Below are 24,727 nucleotides of genomic sequence, written 5' to 3' on the forward strand. Positions count from 1 at the left end.
GGGAATCGCATACGCTGGCGGCGTTTGCGCCGCACGGAGAGCACGCATGCGAATACTGCTGGTCGAAGACGACCCGATGATCGGCGAAGCGGTCCAAGCCGCGCTGAAGGATGCGTCGTATGCAACCGATTGGGTGACGGACGGCGCGCACGCGTTGACCGCGTTCACGGCGCAGCATTACGACCTGGTCCTGCTCGACCTCGGCCTGCCCGGCCGCGACGGCCTCGACGTGCTGGCCGGCATCCGCGCGCAGGACGCCACCGCGCCGCTGATCGTCGTCACCGCGCGCGACGGTCTCGACGACCGCCTGCGCGGCCTCGACGGCGGCGCCGACGACTACATCGTGAAGCCGTTCGAGATGGCCGAACTGCTCGCGCGGATCCGCGTCGCGATCCGGCGCCAGGCCGGCTCGGCCGCGCCGGTGCTGAGCAATGGCGTCGTGTCGCTCGACCCGGCGACGCGCGAAGCTGCCGTCGACGGGCTTGCGCCGGTGCAGTTGTCGAATCGCGAGTTCTCGCTGCTGCGCGCGCTGCTGGTGCGCCCCGGCGCGATCCTGTCGCGGCGCGAGCTCGAGGACCGCCTTTACGGCTGGGGGGAGGAAGTCGAGAGCAATGCGGTCGAATTCCTGATCCATTCGCTGCGCCGCAAGCTCGGCAGCGCCGTCATCAAGAACGTCAGGGGCGTGGGATGGATGGTTTCAAGAAGCGCCTGAGCGAGTCGATCCGGTTTCGCCTGTCGGCGGCGCTGTCGGTCGCGATCCTGGTCGTCGCGACGGTCGCGGCCGCGTTCGCGTTCTCGTCGGCGTTCGACGAAGCGCACGAACTGCAGGATGACGTGCTGCGCGAAATCGCGACGCTGCTCGACCGTCAGCGCGCGCCGTCGCCCCCCGGCGGCGCCGCGCACGCGCGCGAAAGCGACGAGCTGTCGCGCGTGATCGTGCAGCCGCTCGGCCGCGACGCGCGGCCGGCCGCCGTCGGCGGGCCCCGGCTCGCATTGCCGGCCACGCTCGCCGACGGGCTGCATACGCTCGAGGCCGGCGGCAAGCCGTATCGCGTGATGGTCCACACGCTCGCGAACGGCGAGCGCATCGCGGTCGCGCAGGAAGCCGGCATGCGCGACGACGTCGCGCGCGAAAGCGCGTGGCGCACCGCGCTGCCGCTCCTGATCCTCGTGCCGATCCTGCTGCTGCTCGTCGCCGATCTCGTGCGCAAGCTGTTCCGCCCCGTTGCGGCGCTGTCGGCCGGGATCGATGCGCGTGACGAGCACGACCTGCGGCCCGTGCCGGCCGGGCACGTGCCGGTCGAAGTGCAGCCGTTCGTCGTCGCGATCAACCGGATGCTGGGACGCGTCGCGCAGTCGGTCGACGCGCAGCGCCGCTTCGTCGCCGATGCCGCGCACGAATTGCGCTCGCCGCTCACGGCCATGTCGCTGCAGGCCGAACGGCTCGCCGACACCGACCTGCCGGCCGATGCGCGCGCGCGCCTCGCGGCGTTGCGCGGCGGGCTCGAGCGCAGCCGCAACCTGATCGAGCAGCTGCTTGCGCTCGCACGGGTGCAGAACGCGCCGGCCACGGCGCACGGCCCCGTGTCGGTGCAGGCGGTCTATCGCCGCGTGCTGGAAGACCTGATTCCGCTCGCCGAAGCGAAGGCGCTCGACATCGGCGTCGAGGAAGGCCCCGACGCCGACGCATGTGTCGACGAAAACGAGCTGGCGTCACTGGTCAAGAACCTCGTCGACAACGCGATCCGCTATACGCCGCGCGGCGGCCGCGTCGACCTGTCGACGCAGGCGACGGCGTCGCACGTGGTCCTGACGGTCACGGATACCGGGCCGGGCATTGCGCCGCACGAACGCGAACGTGTATTCGATCCGTTCTACCGGGTGCCCGGCAACGAGCAGATCGGCTCGGGGCTCGGCCTGTCGATCGTGAAGACGATCGCCGACCGGATGGGCGCCGTCGTCACGCTCGCGTACGCGGACGAACGGCAATGCCGCGGGCTGCGCGTGTCGCTGCGGATTCCGCACGGCCGGCCGCCGCGCGCTGCGCCGGCCGAGGCCCGACAGGACAGGCTGCCCGCCGCCGGCATCACGGCGCAGGCGACGGACGACGAGCGCCGACCGCGCTGACCGCGCGCATCACCCGCCGATCGTGCCGCGGTCGATCTTGCGCGACAGGATGATCGACGTCGTCGTGCGCTCGACGCCTTCGAGCGCGCCGATCTGGTCGAGCAGGTCGTTGAGCCGCTCCGGCGAATCGGCGCGCAGCCATGCGACGTAGTCGTATTCGCCGCTCACCGCGCACAGCAGCTGCACTTCGGGCATCCGGTCGAGCTTCTTCAGCACGTCCTTGCCGTACTTCGGCGCGAGGATGATGCCGACATACGCATAGATGCTCGCGTCGAGCACGTCCTGCCCGAGCCGCACGCTGTAGCCGGCGATCACGTTGGTCCGCTCGAGCCGTGCGATGCGTGCGACGACCGTCGTGCGCGCAACGTCGAGCTGGCGCGCGAGATCCGCGACGCTCGCGCGCGCATCGGCTTGCAGCAGCGCGACGAGTTGCCGGTCGAGGTCGTCGAGTTGGTCGAGGCGAGGTGGACGCATGAGGCTTGAGGCACGCGCGGAGCGCATTCGGATTGGAAGGTGACGGGATGATAGCGCCGAACGCCTGCCCGCCCAACCGGCGCGTGCATCGGCGACGGCAGACGGCCTCGCCGAACCTCGCCGAAAGGTTACGCAACGATTGCGATTCGTATCGGATGTAAGCAAGTGTCGCGTTGGCTGAACGCGCGGCGCGCGTCGTGCTACTAATATGTTGCGACGCGAAACCCGCGTGCGCCGCAGAAGCGCCCGCACCCGCTCGCACGACACTACCCGGAGAGCCACCATGAAGAACATTTCGCTCACCCTCGCTGCGCTCGCGCTTGCGACCAGCGCGTTCGCGCAGACGCAGACGCCGCCGCAGGCGCCTGCGCAGCCGGCTGCCGCCGCCCGCCACGAAGCGCGCCTCGAGGAGCGCATCACGTACCTGCACAGCCAGTTGAAGATCACGCCGGCGCAGGAGCCGCAATGGAAGACCTTCGCCGACACGATGCGCGCGAACGGCGAAACGATGGGCCGCCTGTACCGGCAGCGGATGGAAAGCCGCAACGCAACCGCAATCGACGACATGAAGCAGTACGCGGAGCTCGCGCAGGCCAACGCCGACGGCGCGAAGAAGCTGGCCGACGCGTTCGCGCCGCTCTACGCGAGCTTCCCGGCCGACCAGAAGGCGCTGGCCGACACGACGTTCCGCAGCTGGCTGCACCGCGGCGGCGAGCCCCGCGGCAAGGCCAAGGCGGCGCCCGGCGCGGCCGCGAGCGCACCCGCGAAGCCCTGACGCGTGACGCGCAGCCGCCCCGCCCTCGCCGGGCCGGACGGCTGCGCGGCTTCCGCCGGCGACCGGCGCCGATTTCACAGCGCGCCGATTTCGGGATAAGCTCCACGCTTTTCCCGCATTTCCTCGCCATGCTAGAACTCAAGCAACTCGATCTCGGCACCGATCCGCAGGCCCGGCGCGTCGTCAAGGACGAGACCGTCGCGGTCGCCTTCGCGGCCGGGGACGGCGAACTGATGAGCCTCGAAGGCCCGAACCGCTACGTGGCCGGCGATGCGCTGATCACCGGCTCGACCGGCGACCGCTGGGTCGTGTCGCGCGCGCGCTTCGACGCGAAATACCTGCCGGCCGATCCGGCGCTCGCGCACGGCGAGCCCGGCGCGTACCGGAACCGGCCGGCGGTGGTCCTCGCGAAGCGCATGGACGAGCCGTTCACGATCGCGCGCTCCGCGAACGGCGACACGCTGCGCGGCGTCGCGGGCGACTGGGTGATGCAGTACGCGCCCGGCGACTACGGCGTCGTGCAGGCGCAGCGCTTCGCGCAGGTCTACCGCGACGCCGGCTGACGCCCGGCCGGCACCCTCAAGACGCCGCGCTCAAGCAAACTCCTCGTCGAGCGCAATCTCCGCGTCGCGCGACACCGCTTCGCCCGCCGCATGGCGCTCTTCGAGCGAACCCAGCATCGCTTCCACATACGCATGCAGCACCGCGTGGCTGCGCGCGCGCTGCATCGGCCTCATCGCCAGATAGCGCGCGAGCGCGGCCGGCGCGATGCGCACGTCGAGCGTCATCCGTTTCGGCGTCGCGCCGAAACGCATCGCGAGCCAGTGCACGGACAGGAAGCGGCCGCGTTCGTCGCGGCTTTCGACGAAACGGGTCTGCTCCGGGAACAGCTCGCAGATCACGCGCGCGAGCGCATCGAATTCCCCGCTTTCGCATTCGATCAGATAGTCATCCATCTCACGCCTCCCGTCGGGCCGCCGCGCGCGACGGCCGGCAGAGCTTCACCAGCACGCCGATCAGCAGCGCGGCCAGCATGAAATGCCACGCCTCGGCCCACGCGGCCGGCAGGATGCGGACCTGATAGAGCATCCCCGGCACGTACGCGAGCGCGTGCAGCGCGATCGCGAGCGGCAGCACGCCGCGCCAGCCGGCGCGCATGCCCCGCCACATCAGCATCGAAAGCGCGACCTGCAGCGCGAACGCCGCAACGCGCTCGAGCAGCAGCATCGCGATCGACGGCGCCGACAGCGTCGCGAGCATCACGTGCAGACGCAGCACCGCATCGCCCGGCAGCCCCGCGAGCTGCGCGTCGAGCTGGCCGTGATTCGCGAGCCATGCGAGGTAGATCCACTGCCCCCAGACGAGCACGCCGACGAACCATGCTTGCGCGCCGCCGTGACCGAGCCCGTAGCCGATCGCGCGACCGTCGCCGGCCGTCGCGCCGTAGCGGCGGCTCAGGTAGCGCATCCCGAGATAGCGCCCCACTTCCTCGAACACGCCGGCCGTGAGCGCGCCGTACGCAACGAACGCGAGCGGCTGCGTCAGCCAGCCGCCGGCGGACGCCTGGCTCAGCACGATCCCGTGAAATGCGCGTTCGACGACCATCGCGAACAGCGTAAACGCGGCGACGCCGACGATCGCGTCGCGCTTGTCGAGCGACAGCGGCTTGCGCAGGATGCGGTAAAGGACGAGCGGCAGCAGTGCGAGGATCAGCGTGGCGGCGATCAGCAGCGCCAGCGTGAAGGGGGAAACAGTCATGTAAATCCTTGTTCGGGGCAGCGCACCTGGCGCGCTGTGTGCCCCGAATGATACTCAGCTTGCGGTCGACGCGCGCGCGATCAGCTCGCCGGGCAGCAGCGCGACGCGCACGTCGCCCGCCGCGCCGTCGATCCGCTCGTGGACGAATTCCACCGCCTTGTAGCCGATCTCGTAGGTCGGCTGACGAATCGTCGTGATGCCGATCAGCTCCGCCCATTCCGGATCGTCGATCGACACCAGCGCCGCCTGCGTCTGCCACGCGGAGCCGAAGCGGGCGCGCAGATGCCGCGCGATCGCGAGCGCGACCGGCGCGTTCGCCGCGAACAGCGCCGCGCGCGTGCCCCGCTGCGCGGCCGCGTCGATCCGCGCATCGAGTTCGGCGAGCGCGGCGGCCGCGGCCTCGGGCGCATTCAGGTCGAGCACGACGGTCCGGGGCACCGGCCGGCCGTGCGCGGCGAGCGTCGCACGGAATGCTGCCTCGCGCAGGCGCCGCGAGCTGACCTGCTCGAACGGCTGCACGACGAAGTGGATTGCGTCGAAACCGCGCTCGATCAGGTGCCGCACGCCCATCTCGATCGCATCGCCGTTGTCGAGGCCGATCAGGTCGGCGTCGAAGCCCTCGACCGTCCGGTCGACCAGCACCGCCGGAATCCCGCCGCCGCGCAGCGGGCGCAGCACGTCCTCCTCGGCGCCGAGCGCGTTGACGATCAGCCCTTCGACGCGATACGTGGTGAGCAGCTGCAGGAAGCGGCGCTCCATCTCGACCTCGTTCGCCGCGTGGCAGATGAGCGGCATGTAGCCGAGCGCGTGGCACGCGGCCTCGACGCCCAACAGCACCTCGACGGTATAGGGATTGGTCAGGTCGGCCGCGAGCATGCCGAGCAGCCGGTTGCGGCCGCGCTTGAGGCCGCGCGCCATCTGGTTCGGCCGGTAGTTCAGCCGCGCGATGGCCGCTTCGATCCGCTGGCGCAGATCCGCGGACAGCACATGGGTCTCGCCGTTCAGATAGCGCGAGACGCTGGTCTTGCCGGTACCAGCCTCGCGGGCGACGTCGCTGATCGTCGCGGGACGCTGGCTGATGGGGTGCGATTCGGTCACTGTCGTGCCTCGCGACGTGCGATCCGCTCTGCGACATACGCGGGCGGACGTTTGTTGTTGGATAGGTAAGCCAACTGACGGACTCTCCTGTCGGTCAGCCGCGCCGGACCCGGCGCGGATACGGGTCGCCCGAAGCCGCTTGCAACGGCGCCGGCTTCGAGACGACGAGCGGGCGATCATAACGCAGCCGACGGGGCCGCTCCAAGTCCATCGACTCTAAACGATCGACGCGAAAAACGCCCGTCGTACGCGGCCCCTCCCGGCCGCGCCCGCGCGCTCAGCCGGCGCGTGCGCGGGTCAGCGCGTCCGGATTGACCAGATTGACGCGCAGCGTGCCCGCCAGCGCGCCGACCAGGTTTTCCGCCGCGCAGCGCGCCATCGCGTGCCGCGTTTCGTGGGTCGCCGAGCCGATGTGCGGCAGCGCGACGACGTTGTTCATCCGCAGCAGCGGCGAGTCGGCCGCGAGCGGCTCCCGCTCGAACACGTCGAGGCCCGCGCCGCGGATCGCGCCCGCGCGCAGCGCGTCGATCAGCGCCGCCTCGTCGACGACCGGCCCGCGCGACGCGTTGATCAGGATCGCGCCGCGCTTCATCTTCGCGAATTCGGCCGCGCCGATCAGGTGGCGCGTCTCGTCCGACAGCGGCACCTGCAGGCACACGAAATCGGACGCGGCGAGCAGTTCGTCGAGCGTGACGCGGCGCGCGCCGTACTGCGCCTCGGCATCCGGCTGCGCGGAGCGGTTCGTGTACAGCACCCGCATCCGGAAGCCGAGCGCCGCGCGGCGCGCGACCGCCGCGCCGATCCGCCCGAGCCCGACGATGCCGATCGTCTTGCCCTGCACGTCGGTCCCGTACAGGTCCGGGCCGATGCTGTGGTGCCAGCGGCCGGCCTTCACCCACTCCGCCAGCTCGACGACGCGCCGGGCCGACGCGAGGATCAGCGAGAACACCGTGTCGGCGGTCGACTCGGTCAGCACGTCCGGCGTGTGCGCGAGCACGATGCCGCGCCGGGTCAGGTCCGCGACGTCGAAGTTGTCGTAGCCGACCGAGATCGTCGACCACGCCTTCAGCCGCGGCGCGCGCTCGAGCATCGGCGGCGGGATCTTCAGGCTCGCGCCGATCGCGCCGTCCGCGTTGCCGAGCGCCGCGGCGAGCGCGTCGGCGCCGTCGACCTGCACGACTTCCGCATGCTCGCGCAGGTACGCGAGGACGTCGTCGGGCAGCGGCTTGTAGGCGACGATACGAGGCTTCATTGAGGCATTTTTCCTTGCAGCGGCGCGCCGAGCGGCTGCGCATCGCGCGCCTGGGGTTTGACGGACAGCGTGAGGATCACCGCGGCGACCAGCGCGGCGCTCATGAACGCGTACGACGCGACGGGCGAGCCGGTCGCGCCGTTCAGGTAGCCGACGAAATAGGAGCCGACGAACGAACCGAGCGCGCCCATGCTGTTGATCAGCGCCATCGCGCCGCCCGCGACGTTCCTCGGCAGCAGCTCCGGCACGATCGCGAAGAACGGGCCGTACGGCGCGTACATCGCGGCGCCGGCGACGACGAGCAGCGCATACGAGATCCAGAAGTGCGTCGAGCCGAGCGCATACGATGCGGCGAACGCGGCCGCGCCGATCAGCAGGAACGGCCACACGAAGCCGCGGCGCGAGCCGAGCCGGTCGGACGCCCACGACGCGGCGAGCATCGCGATCGTCGCCGCCAGGTACGGCAGCGCGGACAGCCAGCCGGTCGCGACCATCCCGAGCGCGGAACCGTTCTTGACGATCGACGGCAGCCACAGCACGAAGCCGTACACGCCGATGCTCCAGCAGAAGTACTGCGCGCACAGCTTGATCACGGCCGGCGAGCGGAACGCCTCGCCGTAGTTGCGCATCGGCTTGATCGCCGCCTGCTCGGCCGCGAGCGCGGCGTCGAGGTCGCGCTTTTCCTGCGCGGTGAGCCAGTTGGCCTGCGCGGGCTTGTCCTGCACGAGGAACCACCAGCACACGGCCCAGAGGATCGCCGGCACGCCTTCGGCAATGAACATGTGGCGCCAGCCGAATTCGTGGACGAGATAGCCCGACACCACCGACATCCACAGCACCGTGACCGGGTTGCCGAGGATCAGGAACGTGTTCGCGCGCGAGCGTTCGCGCTTCGTGAACCAGTTGCTGATGTAGATCAGCATCGCCGGCATCACGGCCGCCTCGACGACGCCGAGCAGGAAGCGGATCGCCATCAGCGACGGGATGTTGCTGACGACGCCCGTGAGCGCCGCGCACGCGCCCCACAGCACGAGGCTCCAGAACACCAGCGTCTTGACGCTGCGGCGTTCCGCGTAGATCGCGCCGGGAATCTGGAAGAAGAAGTAGCCGAGGAAGAACAGCGCGCCGATCAGCGACGACAGGCCCTTGCTGATGCCGAGATCCTGGTTGATGCCGGCCGCCGCCGCGAACCCGTAGTTCGCGCGGTCGAGATAGGCGAGGCTGTAGGTAATGAAGATGATCGGCATGATCATCCACCAGCGACGAGCGGCGAGATTGGCAGTCATGGATGTGTCTCCTGAGTCGACCGGGGTGCTTCAGCACCGGCTACGGTCCCATGCAAAGCGATGAAATAGCCCGCGATTGTGCCGTGCACGGCATCTCATTGCGCGGCGAAGTTTTCCTCTAAGCGATCGGCCCGATTGCTGACGTTTTCGAGACAGTCGAGCTGCTCGCGGGTCGGCAGGCCCTCCGAGTCGCCGATCACCTGGATCGCCAGCGCGCCGATCCGGTTGCCGCGCGTGACCGCCTGCTCGACGTCGCGGCCTTCGAGCAGCGCGCTGACGACGCCGACCGCGAAGCCGTCGCCCGCGCCGACCGTGTCGACGACGTGCTCGACGCGCACGCCGTCGACCGTGCCTTCGCGGCCGTCGGCGGTCAGATAGTACGCGCCTTGCGCGCCCAGCTTGATCACGACGCCGCGCGCGCCCTGCGCGAGATAGAAGCGCGCGATGTCGGCCGGCGCGTCGCGCCCGGTCAGCTGCCGCCCTTCCGCGAGGCCCGGCAGCACCCAGTCGGCGAGCGCCGCGAGCGCGTTCAGCGTGTTCGCCATCGCTTCGGCGGACGGCCACAGCGTCGGGCGCAGGTTCGGATCGAACGAGATCGTCTTGCCGGCCGCGCGCATCTCGCGGGCCAGGTGGAACGCAAGCTCGCAAGACGTCGCGGAAATCGCCGGCGCGACGCCCGTCAGGTGCAGGTGGCGCGCGCCGAGCACGTAGTCGGCCACGTAGTCTTCGCACGACAGGTGGCTCGCCGCCGAGCCCTTGCGGAAATACTCGACGGTCGGATCGCTGCCGTCGTCGTTGCGCGACTTCAGCTGGAAGCCGGTCGGGTAGCGGTCGTCGACCGTCACGCACGACGCGTCGATGCGTTCTCGCGCGAGCGTGTCGAGCACGTAGCCACCGAACGAGTCGCGCCCGACCCGGCTCACGTAGCCCACGCGGAAGCCGAGCCGGGACAGGCCGATCGCGACGTTCAGGTCGGCGCCCGCGATCCGCTTCGTGAATTGCGACGCGTGCGCAAGGTGGCCGGTCTCGGCGGCGACGAACATCGCCATCGCTTCGCCGTAGGTGACGACATCGAGTTGCTGGTGCATCAGTGAATTCCTCCGTGTCCTTTACGCATTCGTGCGCGCTTCAAGGGGCTTCATGCGGCATCAAGCGGCTTCGAGCCACGCGACGCGATGGCGCGCGTCACGCCCCAGGTCGGCGGCATCGAACGGAAACTCGATGCCGCGCGGCGCGTGCCGCGGCAGCGCCGCCAGCACGGCCGTGACGAGCGGGTCGCGCGGCGCCGGCGCGACCGCGAAACGGCGCGCGCCCTCGCCTTCGACCGCCTTGCAGTGAATGTATTCGACATGCGGCGCGAGCGCATCCGCGCACGCGAGCGGCGCTTCGCCCGGCCATTGCCAGTTGCCGATGTCGAAGGTCATGCCGAGCGCGCGCGGCGCGCCGGCCGCGTCGAGCGCGGCGAACAGGCCGCGGAACTGCGCGAGCGAGCCGCCGACCGGCAACTGCCCGTTCTCGACGACGACCCGGGCGCGCGCGCCTTGCGACAGCGCGACGATGTCGGCCGCCTGCGCGTTGCCGGCAAAGCCGCCGAGCTGGAATTTCACGAAGCGCGCGCCGAGCGCATCGGCTTCGGCGAGCGTGTCGCGCAGCGCATCGGCGTCGAGCGCGCCTGCGTCGGTGTACAGGTTGGCGGGCGTCGAGTAGACCGACCACAAGCCGTGCGCCGCGAGCTGCGCGCCGAGCGCGGCCAGCGCGTCATGCGACGCGTCCGCGTCGGACGCGAACAGCTCGCGCCGCACCTCGAACCCGGCCGCGCCCGCCTGCGCGGCGGTCGCGACGAATGCCCGGTGGCCCTCCTGTCGCACCCGGTCCATGCCGAATGCGCTCGCCACGATCACGATGTCTGCCATGTTGCCCTTTATCACCGAAATGGAACCGGTTCCATTTGCGTGAAACGGATGGTGCGCCTCGTGCGGGGGGCACGCCATAGAGGAAATCCCTAGGAACCGCCCCGTGCGCGCGTCAAATCCCGTTTTGCGCAAGGCTCAACGCCAGGAACTGCGCCGCGACCCGCGACGGCGCGCCGCCGTGCGGCACGAGGATCGAGAAATGACGCGTGAGCGGCGCAGGCGCGAACGAGCGCATCACGAGCGCGGCATCGTCATGCCGCAGCGACATCGCGGACACGAAGCCGACGCCCATTCCCGCCCGCACCGCCTCCTTCACGGCCTCGACGCCGGCGATCTCGAGCGCGACGCGCAGCGGCGCGCCGGTGTGCGCGAACGCGCGCTCGACGAGCTGCCGCACGCCCGAGCCCGCCTCGCGCAGCACCAGCGGATGCCCGGCCAGCGCGTCGAGCGACACGCCGCCCGCGTGCGCGGGCCCCGCCAGCGGATGCCCGGCGGGCACGATCGCGACGATCTCGTCCTCGTGCCACGCATGCACGGCCGTGCCGGGCGGCAGCGCCTCGCCCGGCGGGCCTTCGATCAGCGCGATGTCGAGCGACGGCAGCGCGGCGACCACTTCGGACGTGTTGCCGCTCATCGTCTGGATCGCGACGCGCGGCGCCGTCGGCTGGAACGCGGCGATCAGGTACGGCAGCAGGTAGCTCGCGGGCGTCGTGCTCGCGCCGATCCGCAGCGTGCCGGCGTCGAGCCCGCGCACCGCGTCGCGAAACGCGCGCGCCTGCGCGAACGTGTCGCGCAGCGCGTTCGCATACTGCGCGAGCTGCTCGCCGGCCGGCGTCAGCCGGATGCCGCGGCCGTCGCGCTGGTACAGCGGCTCGCCGAACTCGTCCTGCAGCAGGCGCAGCTGGCCGGACACCGCCGGCTGCGACAGATGCAGCGCCAGCGCGGCGCGGCTGATGTTCAGGTGCTCGGCGACGGCCGCGAACGTTATCAGTTGATCCGGGGTCATGGAGATGAATTATCGGTTTTCCGGATAGTTTATGTCACAAATCACAATTTTTCATATCGATATAACCAAACTAGGATTAGGGCATTGAAATGACGATCCGATCCGGGTTCCATCATGTCCACTGCTCCGACTCCCCATCTCAGCCACGCCGCGCCGTCGATGCGCGGCCAATTGAACGGCATCCTGTTCGTCGCGCTGTTTGCCGCGGCCGTGACGAGCCTGTCCGAACTGCCCGCGATCGCCGGGCTCGGCCTCTCCCCGCTGATCGTCGGCATCGTCGCCGGCGCGTTGTACGGCAATGCGCTGCGCGACGGCATGCCGGCCAGCTGGGCGGCCGGCGTCAACTTCTCGGCGCGCAAGCTGCTGCGCATCGCGGTCGCGTTCTTCGGGCTGCGCGTGAGCCTGCAGGAAATCGCGCAGGTCGGCCTGCCGGGCCTGACCGTGTCGGTGCTGGTCGTCGTCAGCACGCTCGTGATCGGCACCTGGGCCGGCATGAAGCTGATGAAGCTCGACCGCGATTCCGCGCTGCTGACCGCCGCCGGCAGCGCGATCTGCGGCGCGGCCGCGGTGCTCGCGTTCGAATCCACGCTGCAGTCGAAGCCGCACCAGAGCGCGATGGCGGTCGGCAGCGTCGTGCTGTTCGGCACGCTGTCGATGTTCGTGTACCCGCTCGCGTATCACGCCGGGCTGCTGAACCTCGACGCGGCCGGCCTCGGCCTGTTCTTCGGCGGCACGATCCACGAGGTCGCGCAGGTGGTCGGCGCGGCGAGCGACGTCAGCCCGCAGGTCGCGCACATCGCGACGATCGTCAAGATGACCCGCGTGATGCTGCTCGTGCCGGTGCTGCTCGCGCTCGGCTGGTGGCTCGCCCGCTCGGCCGGCGCAGCGGCCGGCGGCGCGCACGGCAAGCGCAGGATCGCGGTGCCGTGGTTCGCGCTCGGCTTCCTCGGCTTCGTGATCGTCAATTCGCTGAACGTGCTGCCGGCCGACGTCACGCACACCCTCAACGTGCTCGACACGTTCGCGCTGACGATGGCGATGACCGCCCTCGGCATCGAGACCCGCGTGTCGCAGATCCGCGAAGCCGGCCCCCGCGCGTTGACGACCGGCCTGATCCTGTACGTGTGGCTGATCGCCGGCGGCTACGGGATCACCTGGGCGGTCCAGCACTGGCTTGGCTGAGCCGCACGCCCGCTCCGCCTCGCGCGCCGCGCCCGCCGGGAAGGTCCCGCGGGCGCGGCGCAGTGCTATGCTTCGCGTCGTTTTCCACGGTCCTCGCTCAGTCGTGCTTTCCTTCCTGCTGAAGCTGCGCACCCGCGCCCAAACCCTGTTCCGCCTGTCGGACGCCCATACGATGCTGATCTGGTCGGTGATCGTCGGGATCGGCGGCGCGTTCGCGACGATCGCGTTCCGTGAAGGCATCGAGGTCGTGCAGCGCGTGGTCTCGGGCCACAGCGGCAGCTTCGTCCAGATGGCGAAACGCCTGCCGTGGTACGTGCGCTTCTGGCTCCCCGCCGCGGGCGGCTTCCTCGCCGGCTGCGTGCTGCTGCTCGCGACGCGCAGCGACGCGAAAACGCGCAAGACCGACTACATGGAGGCGGTCGCGCTCGGCAGCGGCGTCGTGCCGGTGCGGCAGAGCCTGTGGCGCAGCGTGTCGTCGCTGCTGACCATCGGCACCGGCGGCTCGATCGGCCGCGAAGGCCCGATGGTGCAGCTCGCCGCGCTCGCCGCGTCGCTCGTCGGCCGCTTCGCGCACTTCGACCCGCCGCGGCTGCGCCTGCTCGTCGCGTGCGGCGCGGCGGCCGGCATCACGTCCGCGTACAACGCGCCGATCGCCGGCGCGTTCTTCGTGTCGGAGATCGTGCTCGGCGCGATCGCGATGGAAAGCTTCGGCCCGATGGTGGTCGCGTCGGTCGTCGCGAACATCGTGATGCGCGAGTTCGCCGGCTACCGGCCGCCGTACGAGATGCCGGTGTTCCCGGCGGTCGCGGGCCCCGAGGTGCTGCTGTTCGTCGTGCTCGGCCTGCTGTGCGGCGTGCTCGCGCCGCAGTTCCTGCACCTGCTCGACGCGTCGAAGCACCAGTTCAAGCGGCTGCCCGTGCCGCTGCCGGTGCGGCTCGCGCTCGGCGGCCTGATCGTCGGTGTGATCTCCGTGTGGATTCCGGACGTGTGGGGCAACGGCTACAGCGTCGTGAACCAGATCCTGCATTCGCCGTGGACCTGGCAGGCGCTCGTCGCGGTGCTGGTGTTCAAGGTGCTCGCGACGGCGGCCACCGCCGGCTCCGGCGCGATCGGCGGGGTCTTCACGCCGACGCTGTTCGTCGGCGCGGTGCTCGGCTCGCTGTTCGGGCTCGGCATGCAGGCGCTGTGGCCGGGGCACACGTCCGCGTACTTCGCGTACGCGATGGTCGGGATGGGCGCGTTCCTGGCGGGTGCTACTCAGGCACCGCTGATGGCGATCCTGATGATCTTCGAGATGACGCTCAGCTATCAGGTCGTGCTGCCGCTGATGGTGTCGTGCGTCGTCGCGTATTTCGTCGCGCGCGCGACCGGCACGACGTCGATGTACGAGATCACGCTGCGCCACCACCAGGACGCGCAGGAGCGCCTGCGGATCCGGACCACGCAGATGCGCGAGCTGATCCAGCCCGCGCAGACGGTCGTGCCGCTGACCGCGAGCGTGGCCGACATGACGCGCGTGTTCCTCGAATACCCGGTGAAATACCTGTACGTGACCGACGACGCGGGGCGCTTTCGCGGCGCGGTCGCGCTGAAGGACATCACGTGCGACCTGCTCGACAAGCGCGACACCACCGACAAGACGGCCGCGCACTACGCGCACACGCCGTTCCCGCTCCTCACGCCCGACATGCCGCTCGGCACCGCGCTCGAGCTGTTCATGGGCTTCCAGGGCGAGCGGCTGCCGGTGATCGAGAGCGAGGCGGAGCCGACGCTCGCGGGCGTCGTCTACAAGACGTCGCTGCTCGACGCGTACCGGCGGATGACGGGCGAGCGCTGATTCAGTCCGGCGCGCGCCCCAGCACCGCCCACGAGAAGAACCCCGCGAGCACGGCCTCGGCCGCCTCGGCCGACACGTGCTGCGGGTCAGCCGTGTAGTACGACTGCACGCCGTCGCACAGGCTCATCAGCCCGAGCGCGAGCGTCTCGGCCGGCAGCCGCAGCGGCGTGCCCGAGTGCTCCGAGAACGCACGGATGATGTCGGTCATCCGCGTGCGCGATTCCTGCAGGAACTGGTTGAAGCGCACGCGGAACTTCGCGTCGCGCGCCGCCTGCAGCTTCGCCTCGACCCAGAGCAGGTGGCACCGGTCGTCGATATGCATCCGCCGGTAGTAGGCAAGCGCGGTCGCCTCCATCTGCTCGCGCGTGCCGCCGCCCTCGAAGATCTGCCGCAGCTCCGCCTGCACGGACGCGTGATCCCGCTCGAGCAGCTCGAACAGCAGCTCCGCCTTGCTGCGGAAATTCGAGTAGAACGCGCCCCGCGTAAAGCCGGCGGCCGCGGCGATGTCCTCGACGCTCGCGGCGACGAAGCCTTTCTCCAGAAAAATCGACTGCGCAGCACTCAGCAGACGCTCGCGCGTCTGGTCCTTGCTCTGCTCCCGGGTCAAGCGCGTTGGTTGTTTCATGCCGCGAAGTCTAGCACCAACCCAGCACCAGCTGGCTTTCAGATTCATCTTTGCATTCAGATACAGCACTGTATTAGAATCCGCAACAGTATCCGAAAGATCTGGTCCGCGCGCATCGTCGCGCGCCGCTCGGGGCAAGCGCCCGCCGCTTGCCGGTTTCGCTCCGCTCTTACCGCCTCTGGGGGTTTCGTGAATCGCTCCGGTTCCCGCGCTGCGCTGCTGGTCGGCGCCGCGCTCGTCGTCGCTGCCTGTCACCCGAAAGAATCCGCACCACCCGCACCCCGCCCCGTCGTTGCCCAGCCGGCTCGCGCCGACGGCGTCGCGATGTCGCGCACGCTGCCCGGCGAGATCCAGCCGCGCTACGCGACGCCGCTGTCGTTCCGCATCGCCGGCAAGATCGTCGAGCGCAAGGTGCGGCTCGGCGACACCGTCAAGGCCGGCCAGGTCGTGGCGCTGCTCGATCCTTCGGACGTCGAGAAGAACGCCGCGAGCGCGCAGGCGCAGCTCGATGCCGCGTCGCACCGCCTCGCGTTCGCGAAGCAGCAGCTCGACCGCGACCGCGCGCAGGCCCGCGAGAACCTGATCGCGACCGCGCAGCTCGAGCAGACCGAAGATGCATACACGTCCGCGCTCGCACAGCGCGACCAGGCGCAGCAGCAGCTCGCGCTCGCGAGGAACCAGTTGCGCTACGCGACGCTCGTCGCCGACCACGCGGGCACCATCACCGCCGAACAGGCCGACACGGGCCAGAACGTGTCCGCGGGGCAGCCCGTCTACCAGCTTGCATGGGCAGGCGACGTCGACGTCGTCAGCGACGTGCCGGAAGCGGCGCTCGCGTCGCTCGCGCCGGGCCACGCGGCGAGCGTCACGCTGCCGTCGCTGCCGGGCCGGCAGTTCGCCGCGAAGGTGCGCGAGGTCGCGCCGGCCGCCGATCCGCAAAGCCGCACCTACCGCGTGAAGCTGTCGCTCGAACGGCCCGACCCGGTGATCCGCCTCGGCATGACGGCCGACGTCGCGTTCGACGGCCCGCCGGCCGGCAACGACGCCGCGACCATCACGCTGCCCGCGACCGCGCTGTTCCATGACGGCCAGCATCCGGCCGTGTGGGTCGTGCGCGCGAAGAACGACACGCTGGAGCTGCGCCGCGTCGACGTCGCGCGCTTCAACGAGCGCACCGTGACCGTGTCGCACGGGCTGCAGCCGGGCGAGCGCGTCGTGCTGCAGGGCGTGCACACGGTCAGCGCGGGCGAGAAGGTGCGCGCGATCGCGCCGCTGCATCCGGAGGACTTCGCGTCATGAGTTCGTTTCGCGAAGAAAGCCGCTTCAACCTGTCCGCGTGGGCGCTGCGCCACCAGGCGCTGGTCGTCTACCTGATCGTGCTGGCGACGGTCGCGGGCATCCTCGCGTACACGCGCCTCGCCCAATCCGAAGACCCGCCGTTCACGTTCCGCGTGATGGTGATCCGCACCTTCTGGCCGGGCGCGACCGCGCGCCAGGTGCAGGAGCAAGTGACCGACCGGATCGGCCGCAAGCTGCAGGAAACCCCGGCGATCGACTTCCTGCGCAGCTATTCGCGCCCCGGCGAATCGCTGATCTTCTTCACGATGAAGGACTCGGCGCCCGTGAAGGACGTGCGGGAGACCTGGTACCAGATCCGCAAGAAGGTCGGCGACATCGGCTACACGCTGCCGCCCGGCGTGCAGGGCCCGTTCTTCAACGACGAGTTCGGCGACGTCTACACCAACATCTACACGCTCGAAGGCGACGGCTTCTCGCCCGCGCAGCTGCACGACTACGCGGACCAGCTGCGCACGGTGCTGCTGCGCGTGCCGGGCGTCGCCAAGGTCGACTATTTCGGCGATCCGGACCAGCGGATCTTCATCGAGGTCAACAACGCGCAGCTCACGCGCGTCGGTATTTCGCCGCAGCAGCTCGGCCAGGCGCTCAACGCGCAGAACAGCGTGGCGTCGGCCGGCGTGCTGACGACCGCCGACGACCGCGTGTTCATCCGGCCGAGCGGCCAGTACGACAACGTCGCCGCGCTCGCCGACACGCTCTTGCGCATCAACGGCCGCACGTTCCGCCTCGGCGACCTCGCGACGGTGAAGCGCGGCTACGACGATCCGCCCGTCACGCAGATGCGCAGCGCGGATGCAGGGACGAACGGCAAAGGCGCGGCCGACAAGAACGCGGCAAGCAAAGCCGTCGTCGGCAAGGCGGTGCTCGGCATCGGCATCACGATGCAGCCGGGCGGCGACGTGATCCGGCTCGGCAAGGCGCTCGACGCGACGTCGCAGGAACTGCGCGCGCAATTGCCCGCCGGCCTCAAGCTGACCGAGGTGTCGAGCATGCCCGATGCGGTGTCGCGCTCGGTCGACGACTTCCTCGAGGCGGTCGCCGAAGCGGTCGCGATCGTGCTGGTCGTGAGCCTCGTGTCGCTCGGGCTGCGCACCGGGATGGTCGTCGTGATCTCGATTCCGGTCGTGCTCGCGGTCACCGCCCTCTTCATGTACCTGTTCGACATCGGCCTGCACAAGGTGTCGCTCGGCACGCTGGTGCTCGCGCTCGGCCTGCTCGTCGACGACGCGATCATCGCGGTCGAGATGATGGCCGTGAAGCTCGAGCAGGGCTACAGCCGCGCGCGCGCCGCCGCGTTCGCGTACACCAGCACCGCGTTCCCGATGCTGACGGGCACGCTCGTCACGGTGTCCGGCTTCCTGCCGATCGCGCTCGCGAAGTCGAGCACCGGCGAATACACGCGCTCGATCTTCGAGGTGTCGGCGATCGCGCTGATCGCGTCGTGGTTCGCGGCCGTCGTGCTGATCCCGCTGCTCGGCTTCCACATGCTGCCCGAGCGCAAGAAGCACGCGCACGAAGCGCACCTGCCCGACGATCACGAGCACGACATCTACGACACGCGCTTCTACACGCGGCTGCGCGGCTGGATCCACTGGTGCATCGAGCGGCGCTTCGTCGTGCTGGCGATCACGGTGGCCCTGTTCGTCGTGTCGCTGCTGGGCTTCTCGCTCGTGCCGCAGCAGTTCTTCCCGAGCTCCGACCGGCCCGAGCTGCTCGTCGACCTGCGCCTGCCCGAAGGCGCGTCGTTCGCGGCGACGCTGCGCGAAACCGAGCGCCTCGAGCAGACGATCGCCGGGCGCCCCGAGATCGACCACGCGGTCAATTTCGTCGGCAGCGGCGCGCCGCGCTTCTACCTGCCGCTCGACCAGCAGCTGCAGCTGCCGAACTTCGCGCAGTTCGTGATCACCGCGAAATCGGTCGAGGATCGCGAAAAGCTCGCGCGCTGGCTCGAAACCACGCTGCGCGACCGGTTTCCGGCGGTGCGCTGGCGGCTGTCGCGGCTCGAGAACGGGCCGCCGGTCGGCTATCCGGTGCAGTTCCGCGTCAGCGGCGACACCATCGCGACCGTGCGCGGCATCGCCGAGCAGGTCGCGGCGACGATGCGCGGCGACGCGCGCACGGTGAACGTGCAGTTCGACTGGGACGAGCCGGCCGAGCGCTCGGTGCGCTTCGAGCTCGACCAGAAGAAGGCGCGCGCGCTGAACGTCACGCCGCAGGACGTGTCGAGCTTCCTCGCGATGACGCTGTCGGGCACGACCGTCACGCAATACCGCGAGCGCGACAAGCTGATCGCGGTCGATCTGCGCGCGCCGCAGGCCGACCGCGTCGATCCGGCGAAGCTCGCGGGCCTCGCGCTGCCGACGCCGAACGGCCCCGTGCCGCTCGGCTCGCTCGGCCGCTTCACGCCGTCGCTCGAATACGGCGTGATCTGGGAGCGCGACCGCCAGCCGACCATCACCGTGCAGTCGGACGTGCGCGCCGGCGCCCAGGGCATCGACGTCACGCATGCGATCGACGGCAAGCTGAACGCGCTGCGCGCGCAATTGCCGGTCGGCTACCGGATCGACATCGGCGGGTCGGTCGAGGAAAGCGCGAAAGCGCAGAAGTCGATCAACGCGCAGATGCCGCTGATGGCGATCGCCGTGTTCACGCTGCTGATGATCCAGCTGCAGAGCTTCTCGCGCGTGCTGATGGTCGTGCTGACCGCGCCGCTCGGGCTGATCGGCGTGGTGTCGACGCTGCTGCTGTTCGGCCAGCCGTTCGGCTTCGTCGCGATGCTCGGCGTGATCGCGATGTTCGGGATCATCATGCGCAACTCGGTGATCCTCGTCGACCAGATCGAGCAGGACATCGCGGCCGGCCACGGGCGCTTCGACGCGATCATCGGCGCGACCGTGCGGCGCTTCCGGCCGATCACGCTGACGGCCGCCGCCGCGGTGCTCGCGCTGATCCCGCTGCTGCGCTCGAACTTCTTCGGGCCGATGGCGACCGCGCTGATGGGCGGCATCACGAGCGCGACCGTGCTGACGCTGTTCTACCTGCCGGCGCTGTACGCCGCGTGGTTCCGCGTGAAGAACGACGAGCGCGATGTGCCGGGCAGCACGCCGCCCGCCGCGCCGTCCGGAGCCTGACCATGGAGCTGTCGATGAATCTGATGACGAACACCGCGCGCGCGCTCGCGGCCGCGGGCCTCGCCGGCGCGCTCGCGGGCTGTGCGTGGTTCGCGCCGAGCGGCGAGCCGCCGGCGATGCCGTCGCCCGCGCACTACGGCGCGACGCCGCAAGCGGCGCAGACGGTCGCGGCGCAAGGCGTCGCGCAGCATTTCGAAGTGGGCGCGCAGCCGGTGCCCGACTGGTGGACGCAGTACCGCTCCGACGCGCTGAACGCGCTCGTCGACGAAGGGCTGCGCAACAGCCCGACGCTCAGCGCCGCCGCGCACACGCTGAACGCCGCGCGCGAGCAGCTGCGCGCGCAGATCGGCAGCTCGATGCTGCCGTCGATCGACGCGGGCGGCCAGGCCGCGCGCCAGCGCGCGCTCGGCGTGCCGATTCCCGCGCTCGGCGCGCCGACGCTGCTGTACGACACGTTCATCGGCCAGCTCCAGGCGCGCTACACGATCGACCTGTTCGGCGCGTCGCGCTTCGCGAACCGGGCGCTGGCCAAGCGCGTCGACGTCAGCGCGTTCGAGCTCGAATCCGCGCGCCGCGCGCTCGCCGCGAACATCGTCGTCGCGTCGGTCACGAGCTCGGTGCTCGGCGCGCAGATCGACACGACCGAAAGGCTCGTCGCGCTCGCCGACGCGCAGGCGCGCGACGCGGAACGCCGCTACGCGCTCGGCGCCGCGTCGCGCGGCGATGCGCTCAACGCGCGACAGAGCGCGGAGACGGCCGCGGCCGGCCTGCCCGCGCTGCGCCAGCAGCGCGACTCGGCGCGCCATGCGCTCGCGGTGCTGGTCGGGCGCACGCCGGACCAGCCGCCCGCGGACCTCGCGCTCGCCGACCTGCATCTGCCCGCGCAGGTGCCGGTCGTGGTGCCGTCCGACCTGCTGAGGAGCCGGCCCGATATCCGCGCGGCCGACGCGGCGCTGCAGGCCGCCGCGGCCGAGGTCGGCGTCGCGACCGCGCAGCTGTTCCCGCAGCTGTCGCTGTCGGCGTCGATGGGGCAAGGCGGCTTCAACTGGCCGGCGATGCTGTCCGGCGCGGGCGCGATCTGGAGCATCGGCGCGTCGCTCAGCCAGCCGATCTTCCACGGCGGCGCGCTGCTCGCGCAGCGCCGCGCGGCCAAGGAAAGCTACGCGGCCGCCGTCGACCAGTACAAGCAGACCGTGCTCACCGCGTTCCAGGACGTCGCCGACTCGCTCGCGGCGCTCGAGCACGACGCACAGGCGCTCGACGCGTCGGGCCGCGCCGCGCTCGCCGCGCGCGGCGCGTATGACGATGCGGCCGCGCGCGTGCGGCTCGGCGCGCTGCCACCGTCGGCGTCGCGCGCGAGCGAGCTGCAGTACCGCAACGCGCGGCTCGACGAGATCCGCGCGACGGGCGCGCGGCTCGCGGACACCGCGCGGCTGTACCAGGCGATGGGCACGCCGCCCGACGGTACGGCGGCCGGCCAGCAAGCCCGCGCCGCGATCCCGCACGCGACGAACGCGCCACCCACGCCGCAATGAGCCGGCCCGGGCGTCGGGCGCCGCGCCCGACGCCCGATCTTCCGCTTGACCCTCACGTAGCGTAACGTTCGAGACTCCAGCGTGCGCACCAAACGGAGGAACGAATGCGGCTGAAAGTGGGAGAACTGGCGAAACGCAGCGGGCTGACCGTCCGCACGCTTCATCACTATCACGCAATCGGTCTGCTGACGCCTTCGGCGCGCGCCGACAACGGCTACCGGCTGTACGACCGCGACGACATCGCCCGGCTCCACCAGATCCAGGCCCTGCGTCGCTTCGGACTGTCGCTCGCCGAAATCGGCGACTACCTGAACCAGTCCGGCGCCCCGCTCGTCGACCTCGTCGCGAAGCAGATCACGCTGCTCGACCGTCAGATCGAACAGAGCGCGCAGTTGCGCGAGCGGCTCGTGCGCCTGCACGCGCAGCTCGCCGAAGGCACGGAGCCGGAACTGGCCGATTGGCTCACCACCCTGGAGTTGATGACCGTGTACGACAAATATTTCTCCGAGGAAGAACTCGCACGCATGCCGATGTACCGCAAGAGCCAGACCGGCGACGCGGAATGGATCGCGCTCGTCGCCGACGTGCGCGCGCTATATGACACGGGCGTGCCGCCCGAGGACGAACGCGTGCGCGCGCTCGCCGACCGCTGGATGACGCTGCTCGTGCGCGACACGAACAACGACCCGCGGCTGTTGGCGAAACTGAACCTGATGCACGAACGCGAGCCGTCGATGCAGACGCAGACCGGCATCTCGACCGCGTTGCGCGACTACGTGCTGCGCGCGGTGGCCGAAACGAAGATGCGGATCTTCGAGCAGTACCTCACGCCGGACGAGATCCGCTTCATGCGCGCGCACTACGGTGAGCGTGCGATGGAATGGCCGCAGTTGATGGCCGACGTGCGCGATGCGATCGACGCGGGTGCACGGCCCGATTCGCACGAGGCCCGCGCGCTCGCGCGGCGCTGGCTCGACCTGTTCCGCAGCTATGCGGGCGACGATCCGGCCACGCACGCGAAATTCCGCCACGCGATGATGAACGAGCCGGCGCTGACGAAGGACGCGTGGGCCGACGAGACGCTGCTCGGCTTCATGCGGCAGGCGATGGCGCAATTGAGTCCGCAGCAGCATTGAGCGAGGTTTGGCCGGGCCACATGCTCACCGCATGCGGCCCGGCCGCTTGACGGACCGGACGGGATGCGCGCGCTTACGGATAAGCGCGCAGGCTGACGCCGCGCCAGTGCTTCGTCATGTAGCGGAGAAACGCGGGGTTGGCCTTCAGGTCCGCGTTCGGGACGGGCCGCGCGCCGCCGTCCATGAACTTGCCCTGCATCGTGATGAGTTCCTCGCCGCGCAGCACGTATTTCCGGCCCTGATCGATCAGGAAGTACTTGACCTCGTCGGGGCTGACATCGCCGCGGCAGCCGATCTTGTACGCGAACAGGAACTGCTTGCGGCCGTTGCCGAGCAGGTCGAGCATTTCGACCGACGACGGCACGACGTCGAGAACCTTGTCCAGATCGCATGCCGTCACGTCGTCGCGCACCTTCCAGTCCGGCTGTCCGTTCAGCGTCCCGACGATCCTCAGCTGCGCGCCGTCCGGCCGCGGGGTCTGGGTGATCGTGACCGCGTGCGCGCCGGTCGTGTCGGTCCAGGTGTACTCGGCTGCGTGAGCGGCGTGGCTGAAGAGCATGGCGGCGATCGCGGGCCATGCGTAGTGGAAGCTTGTTTTCATTGTGACGGCGAATCGCGGAATGGACGCGCCATTATCCCGAAAGGTGCAAGCTGCCGCCATGCGACGCACGCCGCTCACCACTTGCAGCCGGTATCGCGCACCGCGTCGATCGCGAGCGCCGGAATCGCGAGCAGCCCCATTCCCGCATACGCATTGCGGCAGTCGGCACGGCGCGCCTCCGACATCCCGCGCGCGAGCGTGGCGTCCGCCGTCGCCCGCCTCGACACGCCCGCGCCGGACGAGGCCCCCAACCCGCTGATGGTCGCGGCCGCCGGACTGCGCCGGCTCGTTCGCGGCGCGCCGATCGCATCCAGGTCGCGCCGCCAGTCGACGTCGGGCGCCGGCGCGTCGGCCGGGCCGCTTTCGCGGGCGCTCACGGTGTCCGCACGCGTGACGGCCTCCGCTTTCGCCATTCGCGTCGCCGCTGCGGTCGAACGCGCCGGCACGCGTGTCGCCATGCTCGCGCCCCGGTCGCGCAGCGGGCGCGCGCCGCCGGACCCGGCCGCATCCGTCCGGCCCCGAGCCGGTGCGATCGTCGCCGGCTCGCGCGGCGGCTGCGCCGGCGTCTGCATCGGAATCAGCTCGACGCTCAGCGCCCGCCTGGCCGTGTCCGCCACCGGCAGTCTCGCGGCGCGCTCGGCCATCGACGCCGACCGCAGCGCCAGCCAGCCGAGCAGATGGAGCGACGCCACGACGACGAACGCCAGCACGCCGACGCCCAGCCGCTGCCGCTGCCGCAGCGTATCGACCTTGCCGACCGCCACGTTTCCCGTCATGCCCGAACCGCGCGTTTGCGCGACGCGTCAGCCCGCGTCGGCGACATCGTCGTCGCTGAATGCGAGCAGATCGCCGGGCTGGCAATCGAGATGGCGGCAGATCGCCTCGAGCGTCGCGAAGCGAATCCCCTTGACCTTCCCCTGCTTGAGCAGCGACAGGTTCTGTTCGGTGATGCCGACGGCCGCCGCGAGGTCCTTCGAGCGGACCTTGCGGGTCGCGAGCATCACGTCGAGCTTGACGATGATCGGCATCGCGCGCGCCTCACACGAATTGCCGGTGCTCGGCGTCGAGCGCGCTCGCCTGCCGCAGGATGTGCGCGATCACGAGGATGCAGGCCGAGGTGAACAACGCGACGACATACGGCATGCCAATGCTGATCGTGACGACACGGTGTCCGGCCGGCTCGCGCATCGTCGCCCACATGCTCAGGAGCGGCTCGCACACGATGCTCAGCAGGACCCACAGACCGACCGCGCGCCCCATCTTGCCGAGGTGCCCGGCGGCGTCCGCCGAGAAATAATCGCCGCCCGCGTAGCCGCGGAACAGCAGGCGCAGATGACGCAGGCCGCTCGCCAGCGCGACGAGCGGCACGCTCGACAGCACGATGCCGCCGGCCTTCTGCCACCACGGAAACGCGGCGACGTCGACGCCGAGCCCGGCGATCAGCGAATCGGTCAGGCCGAAGCCGAGGCCCGCGCCGGACGGCGTCGCATTCAGCGACGGCGCCACCCAGCATGCGGCGTTGAGCAGCATCATCGCGACGATGAACCAGAGCGTGACGGCAGCCATCCGCTGGCTGACACGGGCAATGCGATCGGCAGGCATGCGAATTCCTCGCGGTAGGGAGAACATGCC

At 70.3% G+C, this 24,727-nt stretch carries 24 protein-coding genes; 10 read left to right on the plus strand and 14 right to left on the minus strand.

What is annotated here, in order from left to right:
• Nucleotides 1-46 precede the first annotated feature (46 nt).
• Both HWX31_RS15515 and HWX31_RS15520 read left to right on the plus strand, forming a co-directional pair.
• Complete coding sequence (locus HWX31_RS15515) at nt 47-712, plus strand: response regulator (RefSeq protein WP_174960050.1); 666 nt, start codon at nt 47-49, stop codon at nt 710-712.
• The gene (locus HWX31_RS15520; protein ID WP_174960052.1) at nt 688-2,127 is read left to right on the plus strand and encodes a sensor histidine kinase; all 1,440 of its coding nucleotides are present in this window, start codon (nt 688-690) and stop codon (nt 2,125-2,127) included. The genes HWX31_RS15515 and HWX31_RS15520 overlap by 25 nt, the downstream gene beginning before the upstream one ends.
• A 9-nt stretch (nt 2,128-2,136) precedes the next feature.
• On the opposite strand, the gene HWX31_RS15525 is transcribed toward HWX31_RS15520, so the two are convergent.
• The gene (locus HWX31_RS15525) at nt 2,137-2,601 is read right to left on the minus strand and encodes an Lrp/AsnC family transcriptional regulator (protein ID WP_042584089.1); all 465 of its coding nucleotides are present in this window, start codon (nt 2,599-2,601) and stop codon (nt 2,137-2,139) included.
• Between the two features lie 283 nt (nt 2,602-2,884).
• Between HWX31_RS15525 and HWX31_RS15530 the strand changes: the two genes are divergently transcribed.
• Together HWX31_RS15530 and HWX31_RS15535 are read left to right on the plus strand one after the other, a co-directional pair.
• Entirely contained in the window at nt 2,885-3,376 is a 492-nt protein-coding gene (locus HWX31_RS15530) for a Spy/CpxP family protein refolding chaperone (RefSeq protein WP_174960054.1), read from the plus strand.
• 128 nt (nt 3,377-3,504) lie between these two features.
• Nucleotides 3,505-3,939 carry a PGDYG domain-containing protein gene (locus tag HWX31_RS15535; RefSeq protein WP_042584091.1) on the plus strand — a complete coding sequence of 145 codons (435 nt, stop codon included), beginning with the start codon at nt 3,505-3,507 and terminating at the stop codon, nt 3,937-3,939.
• Between the two features lie 30 nt (nt 3,940-3,969).
• Here the strand turns inward: HWX31_RS15535 and HWX31_RS15540 are convergent, their stop codons facing one another.
• The 8 genes from HWX31_RS15540 to HWX31_RS15575 all read right to left on the minus strand — a co-directional run bounded on the left by HWX31_RS15540 (nt 3,970) and on the right by HWX31_RS15575 (nt 11,689).
• Nucleotides 3,970-4,332 carry a DUF3022 domain-containing protein gene (locus tag HWX31_RS15540; protein ID WP_059611764.1) on the minus strand — a complete coding sequence of 121 codons (363 nt, stop codon included), beginning with the start codon at nt 4,330-4,332 and terminating at the stop codon, nt 3,970-3,972.
• 1 nt (nt 4,333) lies between these two features.
• A complete protein-coding gene (locus HWX31_RS15545; protein ID WP_174960056.1) occupies nt 4,334-5,134 on the minus strand; it encodes a YhfC family intramembrane metalloprotease in 801 nt (266 codons plus the stop codon).
• 54 nt (nt 5,135-5,188) lie between these two features.
• The gene (locus HWX31_RS15550; RefSeq protein ID WP_174960058.1) at nt 5,189-6,232 is read right to left on the minus strand and encodes a LacI family DNA-binding transcriptional regulator; all 1,044 of its coding nucleotides are present in this window, start codon (nt 6,230-6,232) and stop codon (nt 5,189-5,191) included.
• A gap of 277 nt (nt 6,233-6,509) precedes the next feature.
• Nucleotides 6,510-7,484 (minus strand): NAD(P)-dependent oxidoreductase, encoded by a 975-nt coding sequence (locus tag HWX31_RS15555; protein WP_174960060.1) that lies wholly within the window; start codon nt 7,482-7,484, stop codon nt 6,510-6,512.
• Nucleotides 7,481-8,770 carry an MFS transporter gene (locus HWX31_RS15560; protein WP_174960062.1) on the minus strand — a complete coding sequence of 430 codons (1,290 nt, stop codon included), beginning with the start codon at nt 8,768-8,770 and terminating at the stop codon, nt 7,481-7,483. The genes HWX31_RS15555 and HWX31_RS15560 overlap by 4 nt, the downstream gene beginning before the upstream one ends.
• A gap of 95 nt (nt 8,771-8,865) precedes the next feature.
• Entirely contained in the window at nt 8,866-9,858 is a 993-nt protein-coding gene (locus tag HWX31_RS15565) for a sugar kinase (RefSeq protein ID WP_174960064.1), read from the minus strand.
• 60 nt (nt 9,859-9,918) lie between these two features.
• On the minus strand, nt 9,919-10,683 hold the full coding sequence (locus tag HWX31_RS15570; RefSeq protein WP_174960066.1) for a TIM barrel protein: 765 nt from the start codon (nt 10,681-10,683) through the stop codon (nt 9,919-9,921).
• A 112-nt stretch (nt 10,684-10,795) separates the two neighbouring features.
• Nucleotides 10,796-11,689 (minus strand): LysR family transcriptional regulator, encoded by an 894-nt coding sequence (locus tag HWX31_RS15575; RefSeq protein ID WP_174960068.1) that lies wholly within the window; start codon nt 11,687-11,689, stop codon nt 10,796-10,798.
• A 114-nt stretch (nt 11,690-11,803) separates the two neighbouring features.
• Here HWX31_RS15575 and HWX31_RS15580 point away from each other — a divergent pair, with 114 nt between their 5' ends.
• Both HWX31_RS15580 and HWX31_RS15585 read left to right on the plus strand, forming a co-directional pair.
• Nucleotides 11,804-12,871 (plus strand): YeiH family protein, encoded by a 1,068-nt coding sequence (locus HWX31_RS15580; protein WP_174960070.1) that lies wholly within the window; start codon nt 11,804-11,806, stop codon nt 12,869-12,871.
• A gap of 103 nt (nt 12,872-12,974) precedes the next feature.
• Nucleotides 12,975-14,708: a ClcB-like voltage-gated chloride channel protein gene (locus HWX31_RS15585; RefSeq protein WP_208456082.1), complete on the plus strand. Its 1,734-nt coding sequence runs from the start codon at nt 12,975-12,977 to the stop codon at nt 14,706-14,708.
• Nucleotide 14,709: 1 nt separating this feature from the next.
• Here the strand turns inward: HWX31_RS15585 and HWX31_RS15590 are convergent, their stop codons facing one another.
• Nucleotides 14,710-15,333: a TetR/AcrR family transcriptional regulator gene (locus tag HWX31_RS15590; RefSeq protein WP_059964655.1), complete on the minus strand. Its 624-nt coding sequence runs from the start codon at nt 15,331-15,333 to the stop codon at nt 14,710-14,712.
• A 189-nt stretch (nt 15,334-15,522) separates the two neighbouring features.
• Between HWX31_RS15590 and HWX31_RS15595 the strand changes: the two genes are divergently transcribed.
• The 4 genes from HWX31_RS15595 to HWX31_RS15610 all read left to right on the plus strand — a co-directional run bounded on the left by HWX31_RS15595 (nt 15,523) and on the right by HWX31_RS15610 (nt 22,494).
• Complete coding sequence (locus HWX31_RS15595; RefSeq protein WP_174960074.1) at nt 15,523-16,632, plus strand: efflux RND transporter periplasmic adaptor subunit; 1,110 nt, start codon at nt 15,523-15,525, stop codon at nt 16,630-16,632.
• A complete protein-coding gene (locus HWX31_RS15600) occupies nt 16,629-19,823 on the plus strand; it encodes an efflux RND transporter permease subunit (protein ID WP_174960076.1) in 3,195 nt (1,064 codons plus the stop codon). Before HWX31_RS15595 ends, HWX31_RS15600 begins: the two co-directional genes overlap by 4 nt.
• 2 nt (nt 19,824-19,825) lie before the next feature.
• Complete coding sequence (locus HWX31_RS15605; protein WP_174960078.1) at nt 19,826-21,358, plus strand: efflux transporter outer membrane subunit; 1,533 nt, start codon at nt 19,826-19,828, stop codon at nt 21,356-21,358.
• Nucleotides 21,359-21,462: 104 nt separating this feature from the next.
• The gene (locus HWX31_RS15610) at nt 21,463-22,494 is read left to right on the plus strand and encodes a MerR family transcriptional regulator (RefSeq protein ID WP_174960080.1); all 1,032 of its coding nucleotides are present in this window, start codon (nt 21,463-21,465) and stop codon (nt 22,492-22,494) included.
• 73 nt (nt 22,495-22,567) lie between these two features.
• Here the strand turns inward: HWX31_RS15610 and HWX31_RS15615 are convergent, their stop codons facing one another.
• The 4 genes from HWX31_RS15615 to HWX31_RS15630 form a co-directional block, all read right to left on the minus strand.
• Complete coding sequence (locus tag HWX31_RS15615; RefSeq protein WP_174960082.1) at nt 22,568-23,095, minus strand: M949_RS01915 family surface polysaccharide biosynthesis protein; 528 nt, start codon at nt 23,093-23,095, stop codon at nt 22,568-22,570.
• A gap of 74 nt (nt 23,096-23,169) precedes the next feature.
• Nucleotides 23,170-23,871 (minus strand): hypothetical protein, encoded by a 702-nt coding sequence (locus HWX31_RS15620; RefSeq protein ID WP_174960084.1) that lies wholly within the window; start codon nt 23,869-23,871, stop codon nt 23,170-23,172.
• A gap of 27 nt (nt 23,872-23,898) precedes the next feature.
• Nucleotides 23,899-24,123, minus strand: coding sequence for a helix-turn-helix domain-containing protein (locus tag HWX31_RS15625; protein ID WP_045567749.1), 225 nt, complete (start codon nt 24,121-24,123; stop codon nt 23,899-23,901).
• Nucleotides 24,124-24,133: 10 nt separating this feature from the next.
• On the minus strand, nt 24,134-24,697 hold the full coding sequence (locus tag HWX31_RS15630) for a DUF2975 domain-containing protein (protein ID WP_174960086.1): 564 nt from the start codon (nt 24,695-24,697) through the stop codon (nt 24,134-24,136).
• Nucleotides 24,698-24,727: the final 30 nt, after the last annotated feature.

The sequence above is a fragment of the Burkholderia ubonensis genome (assembly GCF_902833085.1).
Taxonomy (GTDB): domain Bacteria; phylum Pseudomonadota; class Gammaproteobacteria; order Burkholderiales; family Burkholderiaceae; genus Burkholderia; species Burkholderia ubonensis.